Raw genomic sequence first — 17,204 nt, forward strand, 5'->3', positions numbered from 1 at the left:
ATGAAAAAACTCACCTTTATCACCTCTTTATTTTCGCTGCTTGGCCTCACTGCCAGCGCGCAATATGTCGTCAACTATAAAAAGGCTGCAGACGCATACTTTGCCGGCAAAGAATATTATGCCGCCGCCGAACTTTACAAAAGGGCGCTGAATATCAAAGCAGACAGTTCCGGACTCGTTATTCCCTATTCTGGCGAAAGCAAAGCGATCGCGGAGCGTGCTGCAGGGGCAGAGTACCAGTCCATGATCTTCAAACTTGCGGAAGCCAACCGGCTGTACAAGAATTACACTGAAGCCGAAAAGTACTATGCCCTGGCCAACGGCTTTGCCGACAAGCAGTATAGCATGGCAGCCTATTGGTATGGCGAAAGCCTGATGGCCAACCAAAAATATGAAGAGGCCATTGAGGCCTTCGAAAAATACATTGCCAGCACCGGGCAGAATGAGTACACGGGAAAGGCAAAGGGACGAATCGAATCCATTCGGCGCGCTTTGAATGAAATGCGCTTTCCAAAACTCGTGCAGCTAAAAAAGCTTTCCGGAGCCCTTAATACGGCCGGATCGAACTATGCGCCGGTTATCATGAACGGTAAATTGTACTTCAGTTCTTCGCGCCCCCGTGCCGTTGCTAACGAAAAAGTACCCGTACTGCCGGGAGCAGGCCAATCCCGGGTGCTTAAAAAACAAACCCCCTATCTGAATGCACTCTATGAGGTGTCTGGCAGCATTGATGCCGGTTCGGCGCAGGTTACAAAAGTAAACGTAGCAGGTTTGGCTAAAACAGAACAACTTGCAGCGGCATCATTTACGCCTACCGGAGACCGCATGTATTTTACGGCCTGGAACGAACGGTCAGGAAACACCAAACAGGCTATTTATTCTGCAGAAAAGACAAGCTCCGGCTGGTCAGAGCCAAAAGCCGCCGGACTACAGGTTAACAGCAAAGACTGGAATGCAATTCAGCCCTTCGTAACGCCCGATGGTAAATTTCTCATCTTTTCTTCAGACCGCCCAGGGGGTTTCGGAAATTATGACCTCTGGTATTGCCCGCTGAGAGCCGATGGCACGCTCGGTCAGGCGATAAACATGGGCGCCCAGATAAATACTGCTGACAGCGAGAAAAACCCCTATTATAACCAGACGACCAGGAAACTGCTGTTTAGCAGCAATAATCCCAAAGGTCTTGGCGGATATGATTTCTATGAAACCGAAGGAGACTTTACGGGCTGGGCTGCAGCCCGGAACATGGGTTATCCCTTCAATTCATCGAAAGATGATGTGTATTTCACAGCAACCAACAGCCGCGGAACGGAAGGCTACATCAGCTCTGACCGGGAATCTGAATGCTGCCTGGAATTATTTGCTGTAAAACGTGAATTTATCAAAGTTACCGGCCAATTGATCGATTGCATAACCAACCAGCCAATTTCGAACGCGCAGGTCAGCATGAATGACGGCGACGCTGCCCAGACCGTTGAGACGGGTGATGACGGAACATATACGTTTGCGATCGACTCACGGAAACCGATTCGCCTGGTCATGAAAAAAGACAATTACTTCAGCAAAAATGTAAGCTACAATGCTGCAGACCTCGCTAAAGTTGACACGCTGGTACGCGGAGACCTCTGCTTAACGGCCTTCAAGGTCGACAAGCCAATTGTTCTAAATAACATTTATTATGAGTTCAATAGTGCAGAACTGACACAAGGATCTAAAGTGGTGCTTGATTCGCTTGCGAAAATCATGCTGGATAATCCTGATATTGAGATCGAACTGAGTGCACATACAGATAATATTGGCGGAGATGCCTACAACTTCGACTTGTCTGACCGCCGTGCCCGGGCCTGCGTAAACTACCTGCTTACCAAACAGGTAAACCCAAGCCGGGTTACTTCGCGTGGCTATGGGAAAACAAAACCGATAGCTCCGAACAACCTGCCCAACGGAAAAGACAACCCGGATGGGCGCCAGAAAAACAGGCGTACTGAATTCAAAGTAACCAAGAAATAGCCCTCCAACAACAATACACCCCATGCAGACGCGAGCCAGCGTCTGCATTTTATTTTAAAAGCAGGTTACAGACCAGGTCCTGGTCCAGGCCTGAAGAGCCGCCAAGCGAACAATCCCTTCTTTATCTTCCAGCCGACCGGTATGTGATACGCTGTCGGCAATGCCGCACCAGGGCTCGAGGCAGACAAAATCTGCATCGGGTGCAGACCAGATGCCGAAATACGGAAAACTGTCGAACCTGAACCGCAGCCCCAGTTCGTTTTTGTGATTTTTCAATGTGATCTCGTTGCTTTCCAGCGTCTTGAAAACCAACGCATCGTCGTAAAAAAGTGAATGGGACAACGGCAGTTTGCGGTCTTCCAGTTTCAGAGTGACAACTTCGTCACTGATCAGGTTGTCGGCAATTTTATGGTAGGAAAGTACCTCATCCCCGTTAAATTCAAGGAAGTAATCTGAATAGGCCAGGTCCTTGCTTGTAGGCACCGAGAAGGCAGGGTGCCCGCCCGCCGAAAATAGGAGCTCTGCATGCTGGTTGGGGTTTTCTACCTCATACGTACAATGCAGGGCCGGCCCGTCAAGCCGGTAACGAATGGTCAGGTTAAACCTGAAAGGATAACGGGCAAGGGTTTCGCCATTTTCGGAAAGGCTGAATGCCACCTCGGTATCGCCGATTAACTTGGGCGCAAAGACGAGGTCCCGGGCAAAACCGTGCCTGCTCAGGTGGTATTCCTTGTTTTGATAGGTATAGGTGTCATTTTCCAATCCGCCAACGATCGGGAAGAGTATGGGGCTGTATTTGCCCCAGAACGCCGGGTTCCCGTTCCACAGGTATTCATGACCTGTAGGTTTACTGCCCAGGCGCTGAAGCTCAGCCCCCTTTTCAGAAAAATGGGCGGTGAGCTGGTCGTTTTCAATTTTGATCATGTGCTAAAAGTACAGTTTGCTGCACAATTACTGAACAGGAGATGTTGAACCATTGTTTAGCGCAGCGGCAGGCCGGTAGCGGTCGGTCCTTACCTTCGCCTTCAGGTCGTGCAGGATGGTGTATAGGCCGAAATTTGTTCTGTTCACATAAATGAAATGTTTTACGCCACGAGCCTGTTTAAATTCAGGCATTTTTGAGATGCGTTCTCCGTAACCATAAAGTTCTTCAAAGAACGAAGCGTTACTGAAATCAAATTCAGATGTGGCATAAGGCCGGGCAAAGAGCCCAATCATTTCCCGGTAAGCCTGGTAATAGAATTCGATCTCTGCAGGGCTGTCCTGCGGCAGGATCATTTCCAGCTCCCGGAACGCCCGGAGCGTTTTTTCCCGGTCTTGAAGCACATCGCTAAGAATCAAGGAAAAGAACGGGCGGTAAAACTCATCAGGCAGTTCTTTGATACAGCCAAAATCGATGACGCCCAGGTTGCCCTCTGGTGTGATCAGGAAATTTCCCGGGTGCGGATCAGCGTGAACAGCCCGCAGTTCGTGCTGTTGAAAGTTGTAGAAATCCCAGAGTGCCTGGCCTAAACGGTCGCGCACCTCCTGTGAGGGGTTCGTCTGTAAAAACTCTTTCAGGTGAAGGCCTTCCAGCCAGCCCATGGTAATGACGCGCGGCCCTGACAGTTCAGGATAATATTTCGGGAAGACGACATGGTCGAGATGGCTGCAAGCCTGCGAAAATTCCTGAGAGCGTCTTACTTCCAGTTCATAATCAGTCTCTTCCAAAAGTCGTTCTTCAACCTCCTGCATGTATACATTGAGCTCCTTTTCGCTCATGCCGAGCAGGCGGAAGGCGAAGGGCTTGACCAGGCGAAGGTCTGACGAAATGCTGTCGCCAACCCCGGGATACTGGATCTTTACAGCCAGCTGCCGGCCATTCAATTCGGCCCGGTGAACCTGCCCGATGGAAGCTGCATGGGTGGAGCGGATATCGAACCGGTCATAAATCTGCTCGGGGCTTTTACCGAAATGCCGCGTAAATGTGCGTACAACCAGCGGTCCGGAAAGCGGCGGCGCATTGTACTGACTTTGCGTGAACTTATTGACATACGCCCGCGGCAGCATGTTCTTATCCATGCTTAACATCTGCGCAACTTTAAGGGCACTGCCCTTCAGTTCGCTCAGTGAGGCATAAATGTCTGCTGCGTTATCTTCGTTCAGCGCTTCGCGCGGATGCTCAGGGTTAAAAAGCTTTTTTGAATAATATTTAATGTAATTGCCGCCGACCTGGAGGCCTGTTTTTACAAATTTGGCCGAGCGTTGGGTTTTACTTGTAGGAATACTTTTTTGTTCTTTGATGGATTAAACGAAACGGCCATTCCGGCTCAGAAATTTCCCGTAGTCAAGCAGATTGTCAAGCGGGCTGTGTTGGAAGAGATCAAAGGTAACCGTGATGCCTTTTTCTATGGCCTCATCCGTTTTGCTGAATGCGGCCGACGTGTCATTGATCCAGAAGCGGGTAATAAAACAGAATTGTACCCAGAGGGCGTCTTTGTATCTTTTGGTGAAGAACCGGCGGTCGGCAAGTTCCCCGGTTTCCAGGCCTTCGACAATCACCGATTCAGCAAAGGCTTCAAAGGCTGGTTTTGCATCTTCCAGCACGGCAGGTGCCGAAAGGCCTTGCCGGTACGCTTTCATTGTGTATACGGCAAAGCTGCGGTTTTTAAGCAGGAATTCGGTAAAGCCATAAAAGAACGACAATACTTTTTCCCGGGCACTGAACGAGGGCCAGACCTCCTGTTGGCGAATGGCCTGGACAACGGTCGAAACGGCATCTGCCCAGAATGCTTTTTCTATCGAACTGAACGAGCCGAAATGGAGGTAAAATTCCTCTTCCGCGATCTTGAGCCGCTTGGCAAAGACATAAACAGACTTCGGAGCTTCGCCATTACTGAGGACGTAATCGATATAACCTTTCTGGATTTGTGTTGCAGTGGCCATCTTGCTGGAATTATGAATGTTAGCAAAAATACAACATAAAGCCTATTGTTTTTGTTGGCCCGTCTGGGCAGAATGTCAAAAAAAGCGGCGATTTGAGGGGGCAGGGGCACAAAATATTTTTGGCAGAATGGCCTCCTTATTAATATATTTGTATCCCAATCAGGGATGTAGCGTAGCCCGGTATCGCGTCAGCATGGGGTGCTGGAGGTCGCAGGTTCGAATCCTGTCATCCCTACAAACATTGGACAAGCCTTTGCGAGAGCAAGGGCTTTATTTATTTCACCCCGAGCCAAGCCGCAGGCTTGAGCGAGGAGGGAAATAAATAAAGCCAGGCCACGAAGTGGCCGGAAGGCCTCCCATGTTTAACCGCTCCCCCCTTAAGGATCACCCGACGGAGGAGGGTAATCCAACACACTGAACTGAAATGGCCGCAGGCTTGAGCGAGGAGGGAAATAAATAAAGCCAGGCCACGAAGTGGCCGGAAGGCTCCTCATGTTTAACCGCTCCCCTTTAAGGATCACCCGACGGAGGAGGGTAATCCAACACACTGAACTGAAATGGCCGCAGGCTTGAGCGAGGAGGGAAAATAAATAAAGCCAGGCCACGAAGTGGCCGGAAGGCTTGTCTCGTGTTTAACCGCGCTCTCTTAAGGATCACGCGAAGCAGGAGGGTGCCCAGGCGAGATTCCGGGTGAAATTGGCCAATTGACCATGGGGGCTGTTCTCATTCAACCGATTTGACAGAACGTGAGAATACGGTCCCAACGGTGCTCCATCATTACGTAGAATCATAGGTAGGGCATTTGCATAAGTGATTTTTATCATTATTTTTGCTAAAACGATTTAAAATGCTGGCACGTCTCGTGCCTCCTGCTTCGAAGGTGCTAACCAAAGCCTTCGTTTCAGCATGACTAACCTTCAGTATGAAAGATCAGCATCAGCAGCCGGTTATTGGCGTAGATATCGGTGGCTCACATTTAACCGCAGCGCTTGTTCGCAATGGCAATATATTGCCTTCGGGCAGAGCCCGGATCAAGATTGACCCCCACACAGCTGCAACGGTCATCTTTGACGCATGGGCCGGAGCGCTGACCGAAGTCATTCAAAACGGCGGGCTCACCTCACCAAAGATCGGGATCGCCATGCCCGGACCGTTTGAATATGACAGCGGTATCAGCAGAATTCGCGGACTAAATAAATACGAGGCCCTTTATGGGCTCAACGTCAGGACCGAAGTGGCGCAGCGTCTTAAATTGCCGCCTGAAAACCTTATCTTCATTAACGATGCACAGGCCTTCCTGCAGGGAGAGGTGTATGCGGGGGCAGGAACAGGCTTTGACCGGGCAATCGGCATTACACTGGGTACCGGTCTGGGTTCTGCCAGTGCAATCGAGGGACTGATCAAAGATGAAAACCGGGCCATAACGCCATACCTGGATAGTTTTGCAGAAGCTTACATTTCTACCCGGTGGTTTATTGCCCGGTTTGCCGAGCTAACCGGTATGGAATGCAGGGATCTGCAGGCCATCATTGCTACCAGTGGTCATGAGCAACAGATCCGACAAGTGTTTGCCGAGTTCAACCTGCATCTCGAAAACTTCTTGACAGGGTTCATCGCTGATACGCAGCCTCAGATTGTGGTTATTGGCGGCAACATTGCCCGTGCAGCAGACCGGTTTTTACCAGGCCTGCGCAACAACCTGAAGCTGAAGTTTCCGGAAACGGAACTCAGGCTGACCAAACTTTGGGAAGATGCAGCGCTTGTTGGCGCCACGGCGGCTTTTGCCACAGATCCAAAAGAATCCAAAACCTATAAACCAAACTAACCAAATGGAAAAAATTCCTTTTACCGAGCAAAAATTCAAACTCACCATGATCTATGTAACCTCATTGTTCATGCTCTGGGGCATCGCGATTACCATGGGCGATGTGTTGAACAAACATTTTCAGGAGGCCCTGCACCTGAGCAAGGCCCAGTCCGGCCTGGTTCAGTTTTCGATCTTTGGTGCCTACTTTATTATGGGTATCCCGGCCGGCCTGTTTATGAAGCGATTTGGGTTCAAGAACGGCGTGCTGCTGGGATTATCGCTATTCTCGATCGGCGCATTTTTGTTTATCCCGGCCGCAAATGCAGGTTCATTCACATTCTTCAGGGTTGCGTTGTTTATCCTGGGCTGTGGCCTCTCTACCCTGGAAACAGTTGCGCACCCGTTTGTCGCGTCGTTGGGCGATCAGCGCACCAGCGACCAGCGCATCAACTTCGCACAGGCTTTCAATGCGGTTGGGACCATGATTGGCCCGGCGCTTGGCGCGTTCATTCTGTTTGGCCCTGAGCGCGAAGGCTCGGTAGATCTCGGCGCCGTCAAAGGCCTTTACATGGGCATAGGAATCGCCATCGCCGCCATTGCGCTCAGCTTCTCTTTTGTAAAGGTTCCGGCGACTATCGATTTTCATGCCGATCCCCACGCAGGCGCAGATGCAGAAAATAAGGACCTGCATCCCGATAAACCCCTGTTCGCACACAAGCATTTTGTATGGGCTGTCCTCGCGCAGCTGTTCAATGCGGCTGCACAAGGCGGTACCTGGGCCTTTTTTATCAACTATGGCCATGAGATCATGGGATTCAGCAGTCTTACAGCCGGTCAGTTCATGGTCGTTTTTATGGGCATGATGTTATTAGGCCGCTTTGTCGGCACCTTCCTGATGCGGTACATTGCACCAAATAAATTGCTCGCCATCTTTGCTTTGTGTAATGTGCTCATGTGCATCGTTGTTGCCCAGGGCATGGGTTGGGTTTCTTTTGCGGCCTTACTCCTGATCAACTTCTTTTTCAGTATCATGTTCCCTACCATTTTCAGCCTGGGCATGAAGAACCTCGGTCAGAAAACCAAACAGGCTGCGTCATTCCTTTCTATGGGTGTTGTTGGTGCAGCGTTTTTCCCGATGCTCATGGGGATGGTGGCCGATAAAAACATTGCGAGCGCTTATTACCTGCCGATTATCTGTTACTTGGTTATTTTCGTGTTTGCTGCAAATTTTAACCGGTTTAAGCAATAACACCGCATTTCCGGCCGTCGCCAAATATCCCCCCAAACGGGTGATGTCTGCGGCCGGAAATGTATTTACTTTGTCCCGTCATGCTAACGCGTCTGCCGGCTAAAGTCTTTCTGATTTCTTTCTATCTACTGCTTGCTATCGGGAAGCAGGTTCCTGCGCAGACCTACAGTTTTACCAATTACAACCTGAAAGATGGCTTGCCGCAATCGCAGGTCGGCGTTTTCTACCAGGACAGCCGCCGCCTGCTGTGGCTTGGTACGTTTGGAGGATTGAGTTGTTTCAACGGACGCACTTTTACCTCGTATAGCAAAGCTTCCGGCCTGTTGTCAAACATGGTCAATTGCATTGTCGAAGACACAACGCACCGCATCATCGTGGGAAGCGATGCGGGCCTGAGCATCCTGGATAAAGGCCGTATCAGCAACCTTGACCTTAATGAAGACGTAACGGCGCTTAAAAAAACCGGAACCGGGGAGGTCTGGGGGGTTGCGGGGGGAAGAATTTTCAGGCTCATCAACGATAAGCCCGTTTTCGTAAAACCGGTCTACAACGCCAGCGTCACAGCCATGAATACCGACCAGGCGGGCCGGCTGTATGCCGTCTGCAAAGGGCAGGGGATTCTCAGGCTTAGCGGTACGGAGTGGAGGCCCTTTTACCGGTTTAAAGCAGCAGAACAGGGTCTGATCTTCAGGCGCATACTTTTCGACGAGCGCAGAAAACACCATTTCTTCTTATTGAGCCGCAAAATGATTTTTCATGGTTCGGCCGCCGGCGTCCGGCCGTATGCACCGCTGGCAGCGACCGACAGTGATTTTCTCAGCATTGGGCAGGACCACCACGGGCGGCTTTGGGCAGGAACCCAGACAGGTGCTTACAGAGTCACGGCAGCCGACAGCCTGGTGCGTTTCAACGGATCAAATGGATTTACAGATAACCTGGTCTACGACATCTTCCGCGATGCCGAAAACAACATCTGGCTTTCGTCGTTCAGCCAGGGGATCTATAAGTTCGAGGGAGACGGGTATATCAGGATGAACAAGGTCAGGGGCAGGGACGCTGAGTTTCCCATCAGCGCCATGGCCACCGACAGCAAAGGAGTGCTCTGGGTTGGAACGTTCAACAAAGGTGTGTTTCGCTACAATGGCCGTGAGATTATTCCGGTAAACCCATCGGCCTTTGCCCAAAGCAGTGTATACTTTGTATCAGCAGACAAAAAAGGCCGTATCTGGATGTCTGTACATGGGCGGGGCCTGTGGATGCACGACGGCTTCCGGCTTACACAGGTGATGAAACCCGGCAGGGAAGAACTGACAAAAAGCGAATTCAACAGCATTCTGCACGCCACCGACGGCGGCATCTGGCTTGGCCGGGGCAGAGAGCTCTTGTACCACAAAGATGGCCTGCAGGAGAGCGTAAAAGGATACAACGGCTTTGTTTCAAGTTTGCTTGAGCTGGACAGGAATAGGATCGCTCTGGCGACAACCAGTGGCGTTTACCTGCTTAGCGACCGCAAGGTGCGGCAACGGCTGCCGCTCAATAAAATGAACGTTCTGGCCATGCGGCGATATGGCAGCCAGTTGTTGCTCGCTACGCTGGGCGATGGCCTGCTCAGTTACGACCTGACGACAGGCAAGGTAGAGAGGTATGCCACCACTGAAGGGTTGAGCTCAAACGATATTTACAGCCTGGAGTTTGACCCGCAGAAACGGTTATGGCTTGGCACCGGACGAGGGATCGAAAAATTGAAGTTCGACCCCCGCTCCGGCAGGTTCAATGTGCTGTGCGACCAGGCAAACCCCCTGGTTATTGAGTGTGACCAGGGTGCTATTTTAAATTACGGGGGTTACATGCTGATTGGAACGACCGCTGGCGTTGTTGCCTGCCGCACCGATCAGGCCGAAAACCCCGGCAGCCGGCCTGGCGTCCACATTACACGTATAGCCCTGCATTCTAGCGGATCCGCGGAACGGGATTCGCTCATTTATATCCCCGAGCCAGGCGAAAAACCAGAATTCAGGAGTGACCATAACCATTTGTCTATCCGGTTTGAAGGTGTTTTCCTGACCAACCCTGCCAGTGTGCGTTACCAGTACATGCTGGTCGGCTCTGATGACGGGTTTAACCAGCCGGTTACCAATGAAGAGGTTGAGTATTCCAACCTCAAGCCGGGACATTATGTTTTCAGGGTCCGTGCGCTGGCAGGCGGCAAGGCCTCCGGGATCCATGAATTCGCATTCTACGTCGTGCCTGCATTCTACGAGACCTGGTGGTTCGCCACCAGCGTTGCGCTGGCAGCCGTGCTGCTCATTTACGCCGGGCTGCGTCTGTATTTTAAGAGAAAGGAACGTAAACGCCGGCAGCTGGAAAGCATTACTCGGGCAGAAAAGCAACGGATCCGCACGCAGACCGCCGAAGACTTTCATGACGACATCGGCAATAAACTTACCCGGATCACCGTGCTTTCAGAAATTCTCGATCAGAAACTCGAACCGGAAGACAGCGAACGCAAAGAACTGGTCAGGTTGATCAGGCAAAATGCGGGACTTCTTTACTCGGGAACAAAAGACATTCTGTGGGCACTGGACCCGAAAAGCGATAACCTGCTGGAAATACTCAACCACGTGGCAGATGTGGGCCAGGAACTGTTCGCGCATACAGGAATTGTTTTCCAAATGGAGGGCTGCAACGAACAATACAGGAAAGTCCGGCTGTCTATGGAAGTAAACCGGAACCTAAGCCTGATATTTAAGGAGATCTTAAATAACATCCTCAAGCATGCAGCTGCCAGGCATGTGCGAATCCGCGTTGTCAAAACCGCGCAGAACACGCTTAACCTTGAAACGGAAGATGATGGAGCGGGCTTTGATACACGCAGCGCGGCACGCGGGAATGGCCTGCGCAACATCAGGGTGCGCTGCGAACGCATCCACTCGGAGCTGTCGATCTGTTCAACACCCGGAAAAGGGACCAAAATCACGATTTCTACGAAAATCCGTGTCACAAATTAGCCTCAGGCTCGTCTAAGGTATACAAGCGCTAAGAGAATGGATAACAATGACACGATACGCATACTGATCATAGAGGATGACGAGATCTTACGCATGGCCTACAAAAGCATGCTGAATGAGGTTCCCGGCTACCAGGTGCTGAATGCATATGCTTCATTTGATGAGGCCAAACGGTTCCTTGAAGCAGAGTCGCCGGATGTGATCCTGCTCGACATCGAGATGCCAGGCACCAACGGGCTGCAAGCCCTGCCTTTTATAAAACGTACGCTGCCCGATGTCAGCATCATCATCCTGACGGTGTTTGATTCTGAAGACATGGTTTTCGAAGCACTTGGTAAAGGGGCCAGCGGTTATCTGACCAAAAACTCGCCCGGCAGCCGCATCATCGAAGCGGTGCGCGAAGTGCGGTCAGGAGGTGGCGCCATGAGCACCAATGTGGCACGCATTGTTATGCGGTCTTTTCAAAAAAATCCAAATTCGCCACTAACCAGGAGGGAAACTGAAATCCTCGAGCTCATTGCCGCCGGTCAAACCAAAAGCCAGGTGGCACAGGCGCTGTTTATTGATACAGAAACTGTGCGCAGCCATGTCAAAAATATCTATATTAAACTCGATGTAAATTCAAAATCAGACGCCATCCGCACGGCGCGTGATAAACGCTTCATTTGAGCGTTTTTAACGATTTCATAAGAATTATAACACTTTTTTAACATTTGGGGGGGCAAATTCACCCTTTTTGGGTGAAACAGGAAAGCCGGACAGCCGGTAATTTTACATTGACGCAAATGATCAAAACGAGCCATGCCATTATCCCTCAAGCAAACTGCACAGCCGCAGGCGCCGGTCCAGCCGGAGCCGGCAAATTTTTATGAACAAACGCTGGGAATCCATGCCCGGGTGTTTCAAGGGGCCGCATCTGATCCGGGTTACCTGGGAAAAGATGTCGAGGCAGATGTTGTTCTTTTAACGAACGATTGTCTGGAAGCCTGTTTTGAACTGCGCAGCAAAGGAATCTCCTTTTCCCAGTCGCCCAGTTACATCGAAGCCGGGCTGTCTGCTGTTTTCGCCGATCCGCTGGGGCGTAAATGTATGCTTCTTGAGAAACGTGACTATACCGAAGAAGAGGAATTTATTGGTTTTGCCTGAATTTGAATAATGCGCTCATGATTACTCTTAAAACATTTCGCAACCGCAACTTGATCCGGCTTGATAGCAGCCATGATGCCGTTTATACAGAGGAGCACACTTTTTATACCCTTAAAATTATTTTAAGCGGAACGGCCACCTGCCGGTTCGGAAAACGCAAGGTGCAGTTTTATCCTGATAGCTGTCTCATGCTGAGTCCTGGCTCCAAAAGCGAAACCAGCATCAACTCAGACCAGGGTGTTGAATCGGTCACCATCTCTTTTTCCGGAGCCTTCCTCGAGGCTTTTGTCAAAAGATTCTCCATTCCACCTGAACACATTGGCGGAGGCGGGTTCAGCGAGTCGCTATACCCTGTATCGAGCGATATGCGGATTACTATTTTACACCTCAAAAAACAGTTGGAACGCGGTACGGGAAATGAAGAACTGCTGAACGAGTACCTGCACCACAGCCTTTTTAATTATTATACCGTTTTCAGGCGGGAGGTGCTGCTGCGGATGGAAAAACTCCGTTTCAGCAAGGCCACCACACGAGCCGAGGTAATGAAACGGCTGAACGATGCACGAGAATACATTAGCAGCAATTACAACCGGAACGTCAGTTTGCAGGATGCGGCAGATATTGCCTGCCTGTCTGTAAACCATTTTATGCGCACATTTAAAGATGCCTACGGATTTTCACCACACCAGTACCTGATCCAGCTGCGGCTAAAGCGTGCCCGGTACCTTCTGAGAAATACCCGTTATGCGCTGAATGAAATTGTCTCCATGGTCGGCTTTGAGTGCCCCAGTTCGTTCATCAGGCTGTTCAGAAACAATTTCATGGTCACACCGCTCAAATACAGGGCCGCAAAAACTGGAGTGCTGATTTAAAAATGGGGATTTCTGCATATTTCGCTGACATATCTTCCAATAACTTAGCACGTATAACTGCATAAGAACTTTGTAGAGTTTTTTCATGCTAGGTTATTAATGATTAAAAATGATAACAGCAAGCCTCAGGATTGAAGCTTGCTGTTTTTGCTTGACAATCAAGTGTTTGTGCCAATTTTATGGGTGTTTTCAGCATACCTTTTTTGTCCTTTTGTGGTTATTTTTAAATAAAAATGACCCATGAAATACAAGATTTTATGTGCGTTGCTGCTGGCCGGTGCCATCAGCGCGCATGCCGCCAAACCAAAGCATGATGTGAAGGCCGTTATCGATGCTTTTATACAGAGTTATTTAAAACACGGCGATTACCGGAAACTGCAGCAGGTACTGGGAAGCGATGTGACTTTCAGGTCCAACCGTCAGACGAAAGTAGTTGTTCAGCAGGGGGCGAACATCGTGGACTTTATGAAGAAAAATGCCGGACTGGTGCAGCGTGACTGTACGGTGAATTACGAGGTCGTATCCAAGACCTCGGCTATCGTTGTTGCGCGCATCGATATCAATTATGCCCTGAACGAAGGGTCACAGCAGAATTATCTTATTCTTGAAAACGATGGTACGGGAGACTGGAAAATTACCCAGGTTTATAAACTCTTTCTTGAGAACGAAGAGGGGGCCGAGATCACAGCCGGAAAGGTCTGAAGTCGCGGTAAAACAAAAAAAGGCGCCTATCTGATGAAAGGCGCCTTTTTTGCAAATATGATAATAACTTAAATTACTTTCACATTAACGGCATTTAAGCCTTTTTTTCCGTTCTCGACTTCGTATTGAACCTTGTCGTTTTCGCGGATCTGGTCGATAAGACCGGTTGAGTGAACAAAGATATCCCCGTCTCCGTTTGATGGGATGATGAAGCCGAATCCTTTGGTCACGTTAAAGAATTTTACTGTTCCTTCTTGCATTGTAATGAGTATTAGTGTAAGTCTGCAAGGTAGGCTTTTATTTTCAAAAAACCAGAACGCAACTATTTTATTTTATTATCGATTTGTGTTTGTAACTGCTTAATTATCAGCTTTTCCGGTAATATTTAGCGTGATTTCAGAACTATGAGGTATGCCAAATGTAGTGCCGGGATGCAGTGTGGACAGGTTACGCAGGTATACCCTGATTACACCCTCAATGACCTTTTTACGCTGCTCGTAATATTCGGGGATTACGCCGGTGATTCGGCCGATGTGAATAGTTCCCCGGGCATCAATCACGCAGCCAAACCGGAATGCAAAATCTTTGTATGCCTTCCTGATCGTGATCTTATATTCGGGGAACATGTAATCGTATGAGGCTGTCTTCCCGGTAAGCGGATCCTGGTTGCTGATCTGTTCAACCAACACGAGCGGGCTCCTGCTCACAAAGCGAACGGGCTGACGCGCTGCAAAAGCGCTGTCACGGTTTCCGGGGTTTCGGTTTGACCGCTCGGCCAGTTTCCTGACAAATGCACTGTCTGCAGCAGTAGGCTTTTGGAGTTCGCGGGCTGTGGTGCGCAGCTTACGTTTGATGAATGACTGCGCGTAAAAGGTCATGTTTACATCTGAAGTGATGTCGCTGGCGATTTCGCGTCGGTTTACCTGCAGGCGCTGCAGGACGAGGCTGTCTTTGGCTATTTTTTTTACCCGGAACCACTCTTTTGCAAAATTATATACGTTGGCATGGTCATAATGCAGGTGAAATCCCTGCATGATCTTCTTTTTTGGATAATAGGCCAGCACCGAATCGTCAGATATAAATTCAATGATCCAGGAAGGTTCCTGGTGAAATCCCATCTCGTTAACAGACAGCCCCGAACTGAACCGGCGTTTAACCTCTTCATACCGAATGTTTTTAACCGGGGCGAACGTAAAGTCACGCAAGCTGGCGTCTTTTCTTTTGTCGCCGTGTGAGCAGGCGGAAAAGAGACCTGCGAGGAAGAGAATGTATAGAACTGAATTTCTGGTCATGTTTATTTTTTCGCTTTCACCAAGATCACGTTCGCCACTTTGCGGGTACCGGCATGGTCCCATTTTTTATTGTCGCTCGGAAAATTCACCACCCCATCGTCAGGCCAGCCATTTACCCAAAGTGTCGTAGAGCCGCCACCATCCAGGTTGATCGCCGAGCTGCAGCCCAGCCAGCGCATGACCCTGGTCAGTTCAAAAAGATTCATTCCTGCAGACTGTTCCTGCCGTCCGTCAACCGTTAAAAGAATCACTTTCCCATCCGGTTTAATGCCAATGCAGGTTCTCGGGTGCCTTAGTTTATTAAATGCAGCACTGTCGATCCGTTCATCCTGGCCGTCCAGTCGCAGCAGTGGCCCGCTTACCATAACATCCTCCTGAGGCAGTTTGTTCTCCCAGTCGGCAGTACCATCCCACCGGATTATTTCAAGTTTGCCGGCATGTATAACCACGGCCGCCATCTGGTGCCGGGCGCGTTTGCCTTCATTTTCGAGCCGGGTCGGGTTAATTACGCGCCCTCCCGATTTAATAAAATCGACCGAGCCGCCGTTTTTGATATCGAAAAATGTCCCGTTTATCGCAGCAATTGCGTTCTCGGCCTTGCCAAATACAGGCACCGTCTTCAGTTCCTGCTGCTCGTAGCCGAGTCCCAGGACTGCTCGTTTTCCCGGTCGTCTGATTTCCAGGTAGGTGATGTTTTCATTGGCGGCAAAGAGTTCTTTTTTATTAAAGTGGTGCCGGTAAAGCCTAACGTGACGGGCAATGCGGTCTTTTTGCCATTTGGCTTTTACAACGGTAAGCGAGTCAGCATGCTGTGCCACTGCTTGTGTAGCCAGCAGCAGGACGAAAGGCAATAGAAGGGTTTTTATACGCATATGCAAGTATAATGAATGTCCGGAGATCTCGTTTAATTTTTACAATGCGGCGGTCAGATGCGTTTCTTAAGCCGCAGTAACAAAAGGAGCGGGGTGCCCTGACGGTTTACTTCAACAAGTATCGGCCTTGCGTCCCTGGACCGGAACAATTCGTCGAGCTCGGTCAGGGAAAGGTCTTTAGCGGCTTTGAAATTCACTTTCAGAAGCTCATCGCCGCTTTCGAAGCCCGCTTCCTGCGCGGGCGATCCGGGCTCGATGCGGCCAACAAAAAGCCGGTCTGCCTGCTCAAAATCAACGAAAACAGACATGCCCGACATGTCGTGTTCTGAGCGTTCCTGGAAATAGAAATTCTTTTTCAAATAAATAAAGCCGCCGTTGTAATCAAGTATGATGTTAAACTTTTTCAGAAAATTTGCGCCCAGGTTGCCGTTCCGGTCACTGCCAGCGGTCTTTTTTGCTACGTCTTCAAAGCTGGGAAAGCCTGTCAGCACATCCGGCACGTGAAAAGCCCCGATCTGCAGCGACCGGATCCGGCCCATCTTCCCGGCAATCATACCGCTCAGGCCCATGCCGAGATTGGCTTCTATGGTGGTGTCCGGAAGCGGAAAGGCGCCGTTCCGGAAGGTCTCGAGCAGCAGCGAATGGCTGCCGCCTGTATCGATGATCAACCGGGTGTGCAGCGTGTCGCCTGAATCGGTTCTTACCTGCGCCCGGAGGTAAGGTTTATTAAGCGTCAGCTCGATCGGGATGCGCTCGCCGCGGTAACGTACCCGGCGGGCGGTATTGTAAAAGGTCAGGCTTTTTGAATCGTACCGGATGCGCACCACAAAACTTTTGAAGAAAGAGTAGCCGACGAGGCCGTAAACAGGCTGGCCCACATACCCAGACAAATTGAAAATGTCATCGGCCAGCACCGCAGTGGGCGTTGTTTCAGACAAGGCATGGCCAATACCCACGCTGATCTTGTTGGTAAACAGGGCGTTCAGGTCAATGCCGGCGCCAAGGCCGAAAACCTTAAATGGCGTATACGTACGTACCTGTGCCGAATCGAGAATACTGGCATCTGTGATCACCATAGGGCCGACACCAGTATCAAGAATAAAGTCGTAGGGGCCTTTTCCGTTTATGAAAACCGGAATGATGATCAGGTTTTTTACAAATTTAAAGGGCATTGTCTGTGCAGTGCGCTTGCCTGTAAACCCGAAATTTTGGGCAAAGGCAGCCGGAGCGCAGCAGAGGTTGGTGCACAGCAAGATGAATAGCCATAAAAAAACGTGTGTTTTTACGACATCCCGGCTCATGATCATTGATCTAATTTAAT

15 protein-coding genes and 1 tRNA gene are annotated in these 17,204 nt (G+C 50.1%); 9 read left to right on the top strand and 7 right to left on the bottom strand.

Annotated features, from left to right (window positions below; translation table 11 throughout):
- Nucleotides 1-2,010: an OmpA family protein gene (locus C7T94_RS02870; RefSeq protein ID WP_107213461.1), complete on the top strand. Its 2,010-nt coding sequence runs from the start codon at nucleotides 1-3 to the stop codon at nucleotides 2,008-2,010.
- A 54-nt stretch (nucleotides 2,011-2,064) separates the two neighbouring features.
- Here C7T94_RS02870 and C7T94_RS02875 read toward each other — a convergent pair whose 3' ends face one another.
- The 3 genes from C7T94_RS02875 to C7T94_RS02885 form a co-directional block, all read right to left on the bottom strand.
- Nucleotides 2,065-2,934: an aldose 1-epimerase family protein gene (locus C7T94_RS02875; protein ID WP_107213463.1), complete on the bottom strand. Its 870-nt coding sequence runs from the start codon at nucleotides 2,932-2,934 to the stop codon at nucleotides 2,065-2,067.
- 27 nt (nucleotides 2,935-2,961) lie between these two features.
- Nucleotides 2,962-4,071 carry an ABC1 kinase family protein gene (locus C7T94_RS02880; RefSeq protein ID WP_239494910.1) on the bottom strand — a complete coding sequence of 370 codons (1,110 nt, stop codon included), beginning with the start codon at nucleotides 4,069-4,071 and terminating at the stop codon, nucleotides 2,962-2,964.
- A gap of 225 nt (nucleotides 4,072-4,296) precedes the next feature.
- On the bottom strand, nucleotides 4,297-4,935 hold the full coding sequence (locus C7T94_RS02885; protein WP_107213467.1) for a TetR family transcriptional regulator C-terminal domain-containing protein: 639 nt from the start codon (nucleotides 4,933-4,935) through the stop codon (nucleotides 4,297-4,299).
- A gap of 161 nt (nucleotides 4,936-5,096) precedes the next feature.
- On the opposite strand from C7T94_RS02885, the gene C7T94_RS02890 reads away from it, so the two are divergent.
- The 8 genes from C7T94_RS02890 (at nucleotide 5,097) to C7T94_RS02925 (ending at nucleotide 13,719) form a co-directional block, all read left to right on the top strand.
- Nucleotides 5,097-5,170, top strand: a tRNA-Pro gene (locus C7T94_RS02890).
- Between the two features lie 687 nt (nucleotides 5,171-5,857).
- Nucleotides 5,858-6,760, top strand: a complete 903-nt coding sequence (locus tag C7T94_RS02895; RefSeq protein ID WP_107213469.1) for an ROK family protein — start codon at nucleotides 5,858-5,860, stop codon at nucleotides 6,758-6,760.
- Between the two features lie 4 nt (nucleotides 6,761-6,764).
- Nucleotides 6,765-7,991 (top strand): sugar MFS transporter, encoded by a 1,227-nt coding sequence (locus tag C7T94_RS02900; RefSeq protein ID WP_239494911.1) that lies wholly within the window; start codon nucleotides 6,765-6,767, stop codon nucleotides 7,989-7,991.
- A gap of 80 nt (nucleotides 7,992-8,071) precedes the next feature.
- Complete coding sequence (locus C7T94_RS02905) at nucleotides 8,072-10,999, top strand: sensor histidine kinase (protein ID WP_162618519.1); 2,928 nt, start codon at nucleotides 8,072-8,074, stop codon at nucleotides 10,997-10,999.
- 36 nt (nucleotides 11,000-11,035) lie between these two features.
- Nucleotides 11,036-11,668 (top strand): response regulator transcription factor, encoded by a 633-nt coding sequence (locus C7T94_RS02910; RefSeq protein WP_107213472.1) that lies wholly within the window; start codon nucleotides 11,036-11,038, stop codon nucleotides 11,666-11,668.
- Between the two features lie 132 nt (nucleotides 11,669-11,800).
- Nucleotides 11,801-12,145, top strand: a complete 345-nt coding sequence (locus C7T94_RS02915) for a hypothetical protein (RefSeq protein ID WP_107213474.1) — start codon at nucleotides 11,801-11,803, stop codon at nucleotides 12,143-12,145.
- Nucleotides 12,146-12,162: 17 nt separating this feature from the next.
- The gene (locus C7T94_RS02920) at nucleotides 12,163-13,017 is read left to right on the top strand and encodes a helix-turn-helix domain-containing protein (protein WP_162618520.1); all 855 of its coding nucleotides are present in this window, start codon (nucleotides 12,163-12,165) and stop codon (nucleotides 13,015-13,017) included.
- A gap of 240 nt (nucleotides 13,018-13,257) precedes the next feature.
- Nucleotides 13,258-13,719 (top strand): hypothetical protein, encoded by a 462-nt coding sequence (locus tag C7T94_RS02925; protein WP_107213478.1) that lies wholly within the window; start codon nucleotides 13,258-13,260, stop codon nucleotides 13,717-13,719.
- Between the two features lie 68 nt (nucleotides 13,720-13,787).
- On the opposite strand, the gene C7T94_RS02930 is transcribed toward C7T94_RS02925, so the two are convergent.
- The 4 genes from C7T94_RS02930 to C7T94_RS02945 all read right to left on the bottom strand — a co-directional run bounded on the left by C7T94_RS02930 (nucleotide 13,788) and on the right by C7T94_RS02945 (nucleotide 17,055).
- Nucleotides 13,788-13,979: a cold-shock protein gene (locus C7T94_RS02930; protein ID WP_107213480.1), complete on the bottom strand. Its 192-nt coding sequence runs from the start codon at nucleotides 13,977-13,979 to the stop codon at nucleotides 13,788-13,790.
- Between the two features lie 99 nt (nucleotides 13,980-14,078).
- On the bottom strand, nucleotides 14,079-15,011 hold the full coding sequence (locus C7T94_RS02935) for a hypothetical protein (protein WP_107213482.1): 933 nt from the start codon (nucleotides 15,009-15,011) through the stop codon (nucleotides 14,079-14,081).
- A gap of 2 nt (nucleotides 15,012-15,013) precedes the next feature.
- A complete protein-coding gene (locus C7T94_RS02940; protein WP_107213484.1) occupies nucleotides 15,014-15,883 on the bottom strand; it encodes a phosphodiester glycosidase family protein in 870 nt (289 codons plus the stop codon).
- 53 nt (nucleotides 15,884-15,936) lie between these two features.
- Entirely contained in the window at nucleotides 15,937-17,055 is a 1,119-nt protein-coding gene (locus C7T94_RS02945) for a PDZ domain-containing protein (RefSeq protein ID WP_162618521.1), read from the bottom strand.
- Nucleotides 17,056-17,204: the final 149 nt, after the last annotated feature.

The organism is Pedobacter yulinensis (genome assembly GCF_003029735.1).
Taxonomy (GTDB): Bacteria; Bacteroidota; Bacteroidia; order Sphingobacteriales; family Sphingobacteriaceae; genus Pedobacter; species Pedobacter yulinensis.

What these genes read in the sequence shown, in the direction of transcription:
- C7T94_RS02870 (WP_107213461.1), top strand. Translation starts at nt 1, where the DNA reads ATGAAAAAACTCACCTTTATCACCTCTTTATTTTCGCTGCTTGGCCTC.
- C7T94_RS02875 (WP_107213463.1), bottom strand. Translation starts at nt 2,934, where the DNA reads ATGATCAAAATTGAAAACGACCAGCTCACCGCCCATTTTTCTGAAAAG.
- C7T94_RS02880 (WP_239494910.1), bottom strand. Translation starts at nt 4,071, where the DNA reads ATGGATAAGAACATGCTGCCGCGGGCGTATGTCAATAAGTTCACGCAA.
- C7T94_RS02885 (WP_107213467.1), bottom strand. Translation starts at nt 4,935, where the DNA reads ATGGCCACTGCAACACAAATCCAGAAAGGTTATATCGATTACGTCCTC.
- C7T94_RS02895 (WP_107213469.1), top strand. Translation starts at nt 5,858, where the DNA reads ATGAAAGATCAGCATCAGCAGCCGGTTATTGGCGTAGATATCGGTGGC.
- C7T94_RS02900 (WP_239494911.1), top strand. Translation starts at nt 6,765, where the DNA reads ATGGAAAAAATTCCTTTTACCGAGCAAAAATTCAAACTCACCATGATC.
- C7T94_RS02905 (WP_162618519.1), top strand. Translation starts at nt 8,072, where the DNA reads ATGCTAACGCGTCTGCCGGCTAAAGTCTTTCTGATTTCTTTCTATCTA.
- C7T94_RS02910 (WP_107213472.1), top strand. Translation starts at nt 11,036, where the DNA reads ATGGATAACAATGACACGATACGCATACTGATCATAGAGGATGACGAG.
- C7T94_RS02915 (WP_107213474.1), top strand. Translation starts at nt 11,801, where the DNA reads ATGCCATTATCCCTCAAGCAAACTGCACAGCCGCAGGCGCCGGTCCAG.
- C7T94_RS02920 (WP_162618520.1), top strand. Translation starts at nt 12,163, where the DNA reads ATGATTACTCTTAAAACATTTCGCAACCGCAACTTGATCCGGCTTGAT.
- C7T94_RS02925 (WP_107213478.1), top strand. Translation starts at nt 13,258, where the DNA reads ATGAAATACAAGATTTTATGTGCGTTGCTGCTGGCCGGTGCCATCAGC.
- C7T94_RS02930 (WP_107213480.1), bottom strand. Translation starts at nt 13,979, where the DNA reads ATGCAAGAAGGAACAGTAAAATTCTTTAACGTGACCAAAGGATTCGGC.
- C7T94_RS02935 (WP_107213482.1), bottom strand. Translation starts at nt 15,011, where the DNA reads ATGACCAGAAATTCAGTTCTATACATTCTCTTCCTCGCAGGTCTCTTT.
- C7T94_RS02940 (WP_107213484.1), bottom strand. Translation starts at nt 15,883, where the DNA reads ATGCGTATAAAAACCCTTCTATTGCCTTTCGTCCTGCTGCTGGCTACA.
- C7T94_RS02945 (WP_162618521.1), bottom strand. Translation starts at nt 17,055, where the DNA reads ATGCCCTTTAAATTTGTAAAAAACCTGATCATCATTCCGGTTTTCATA.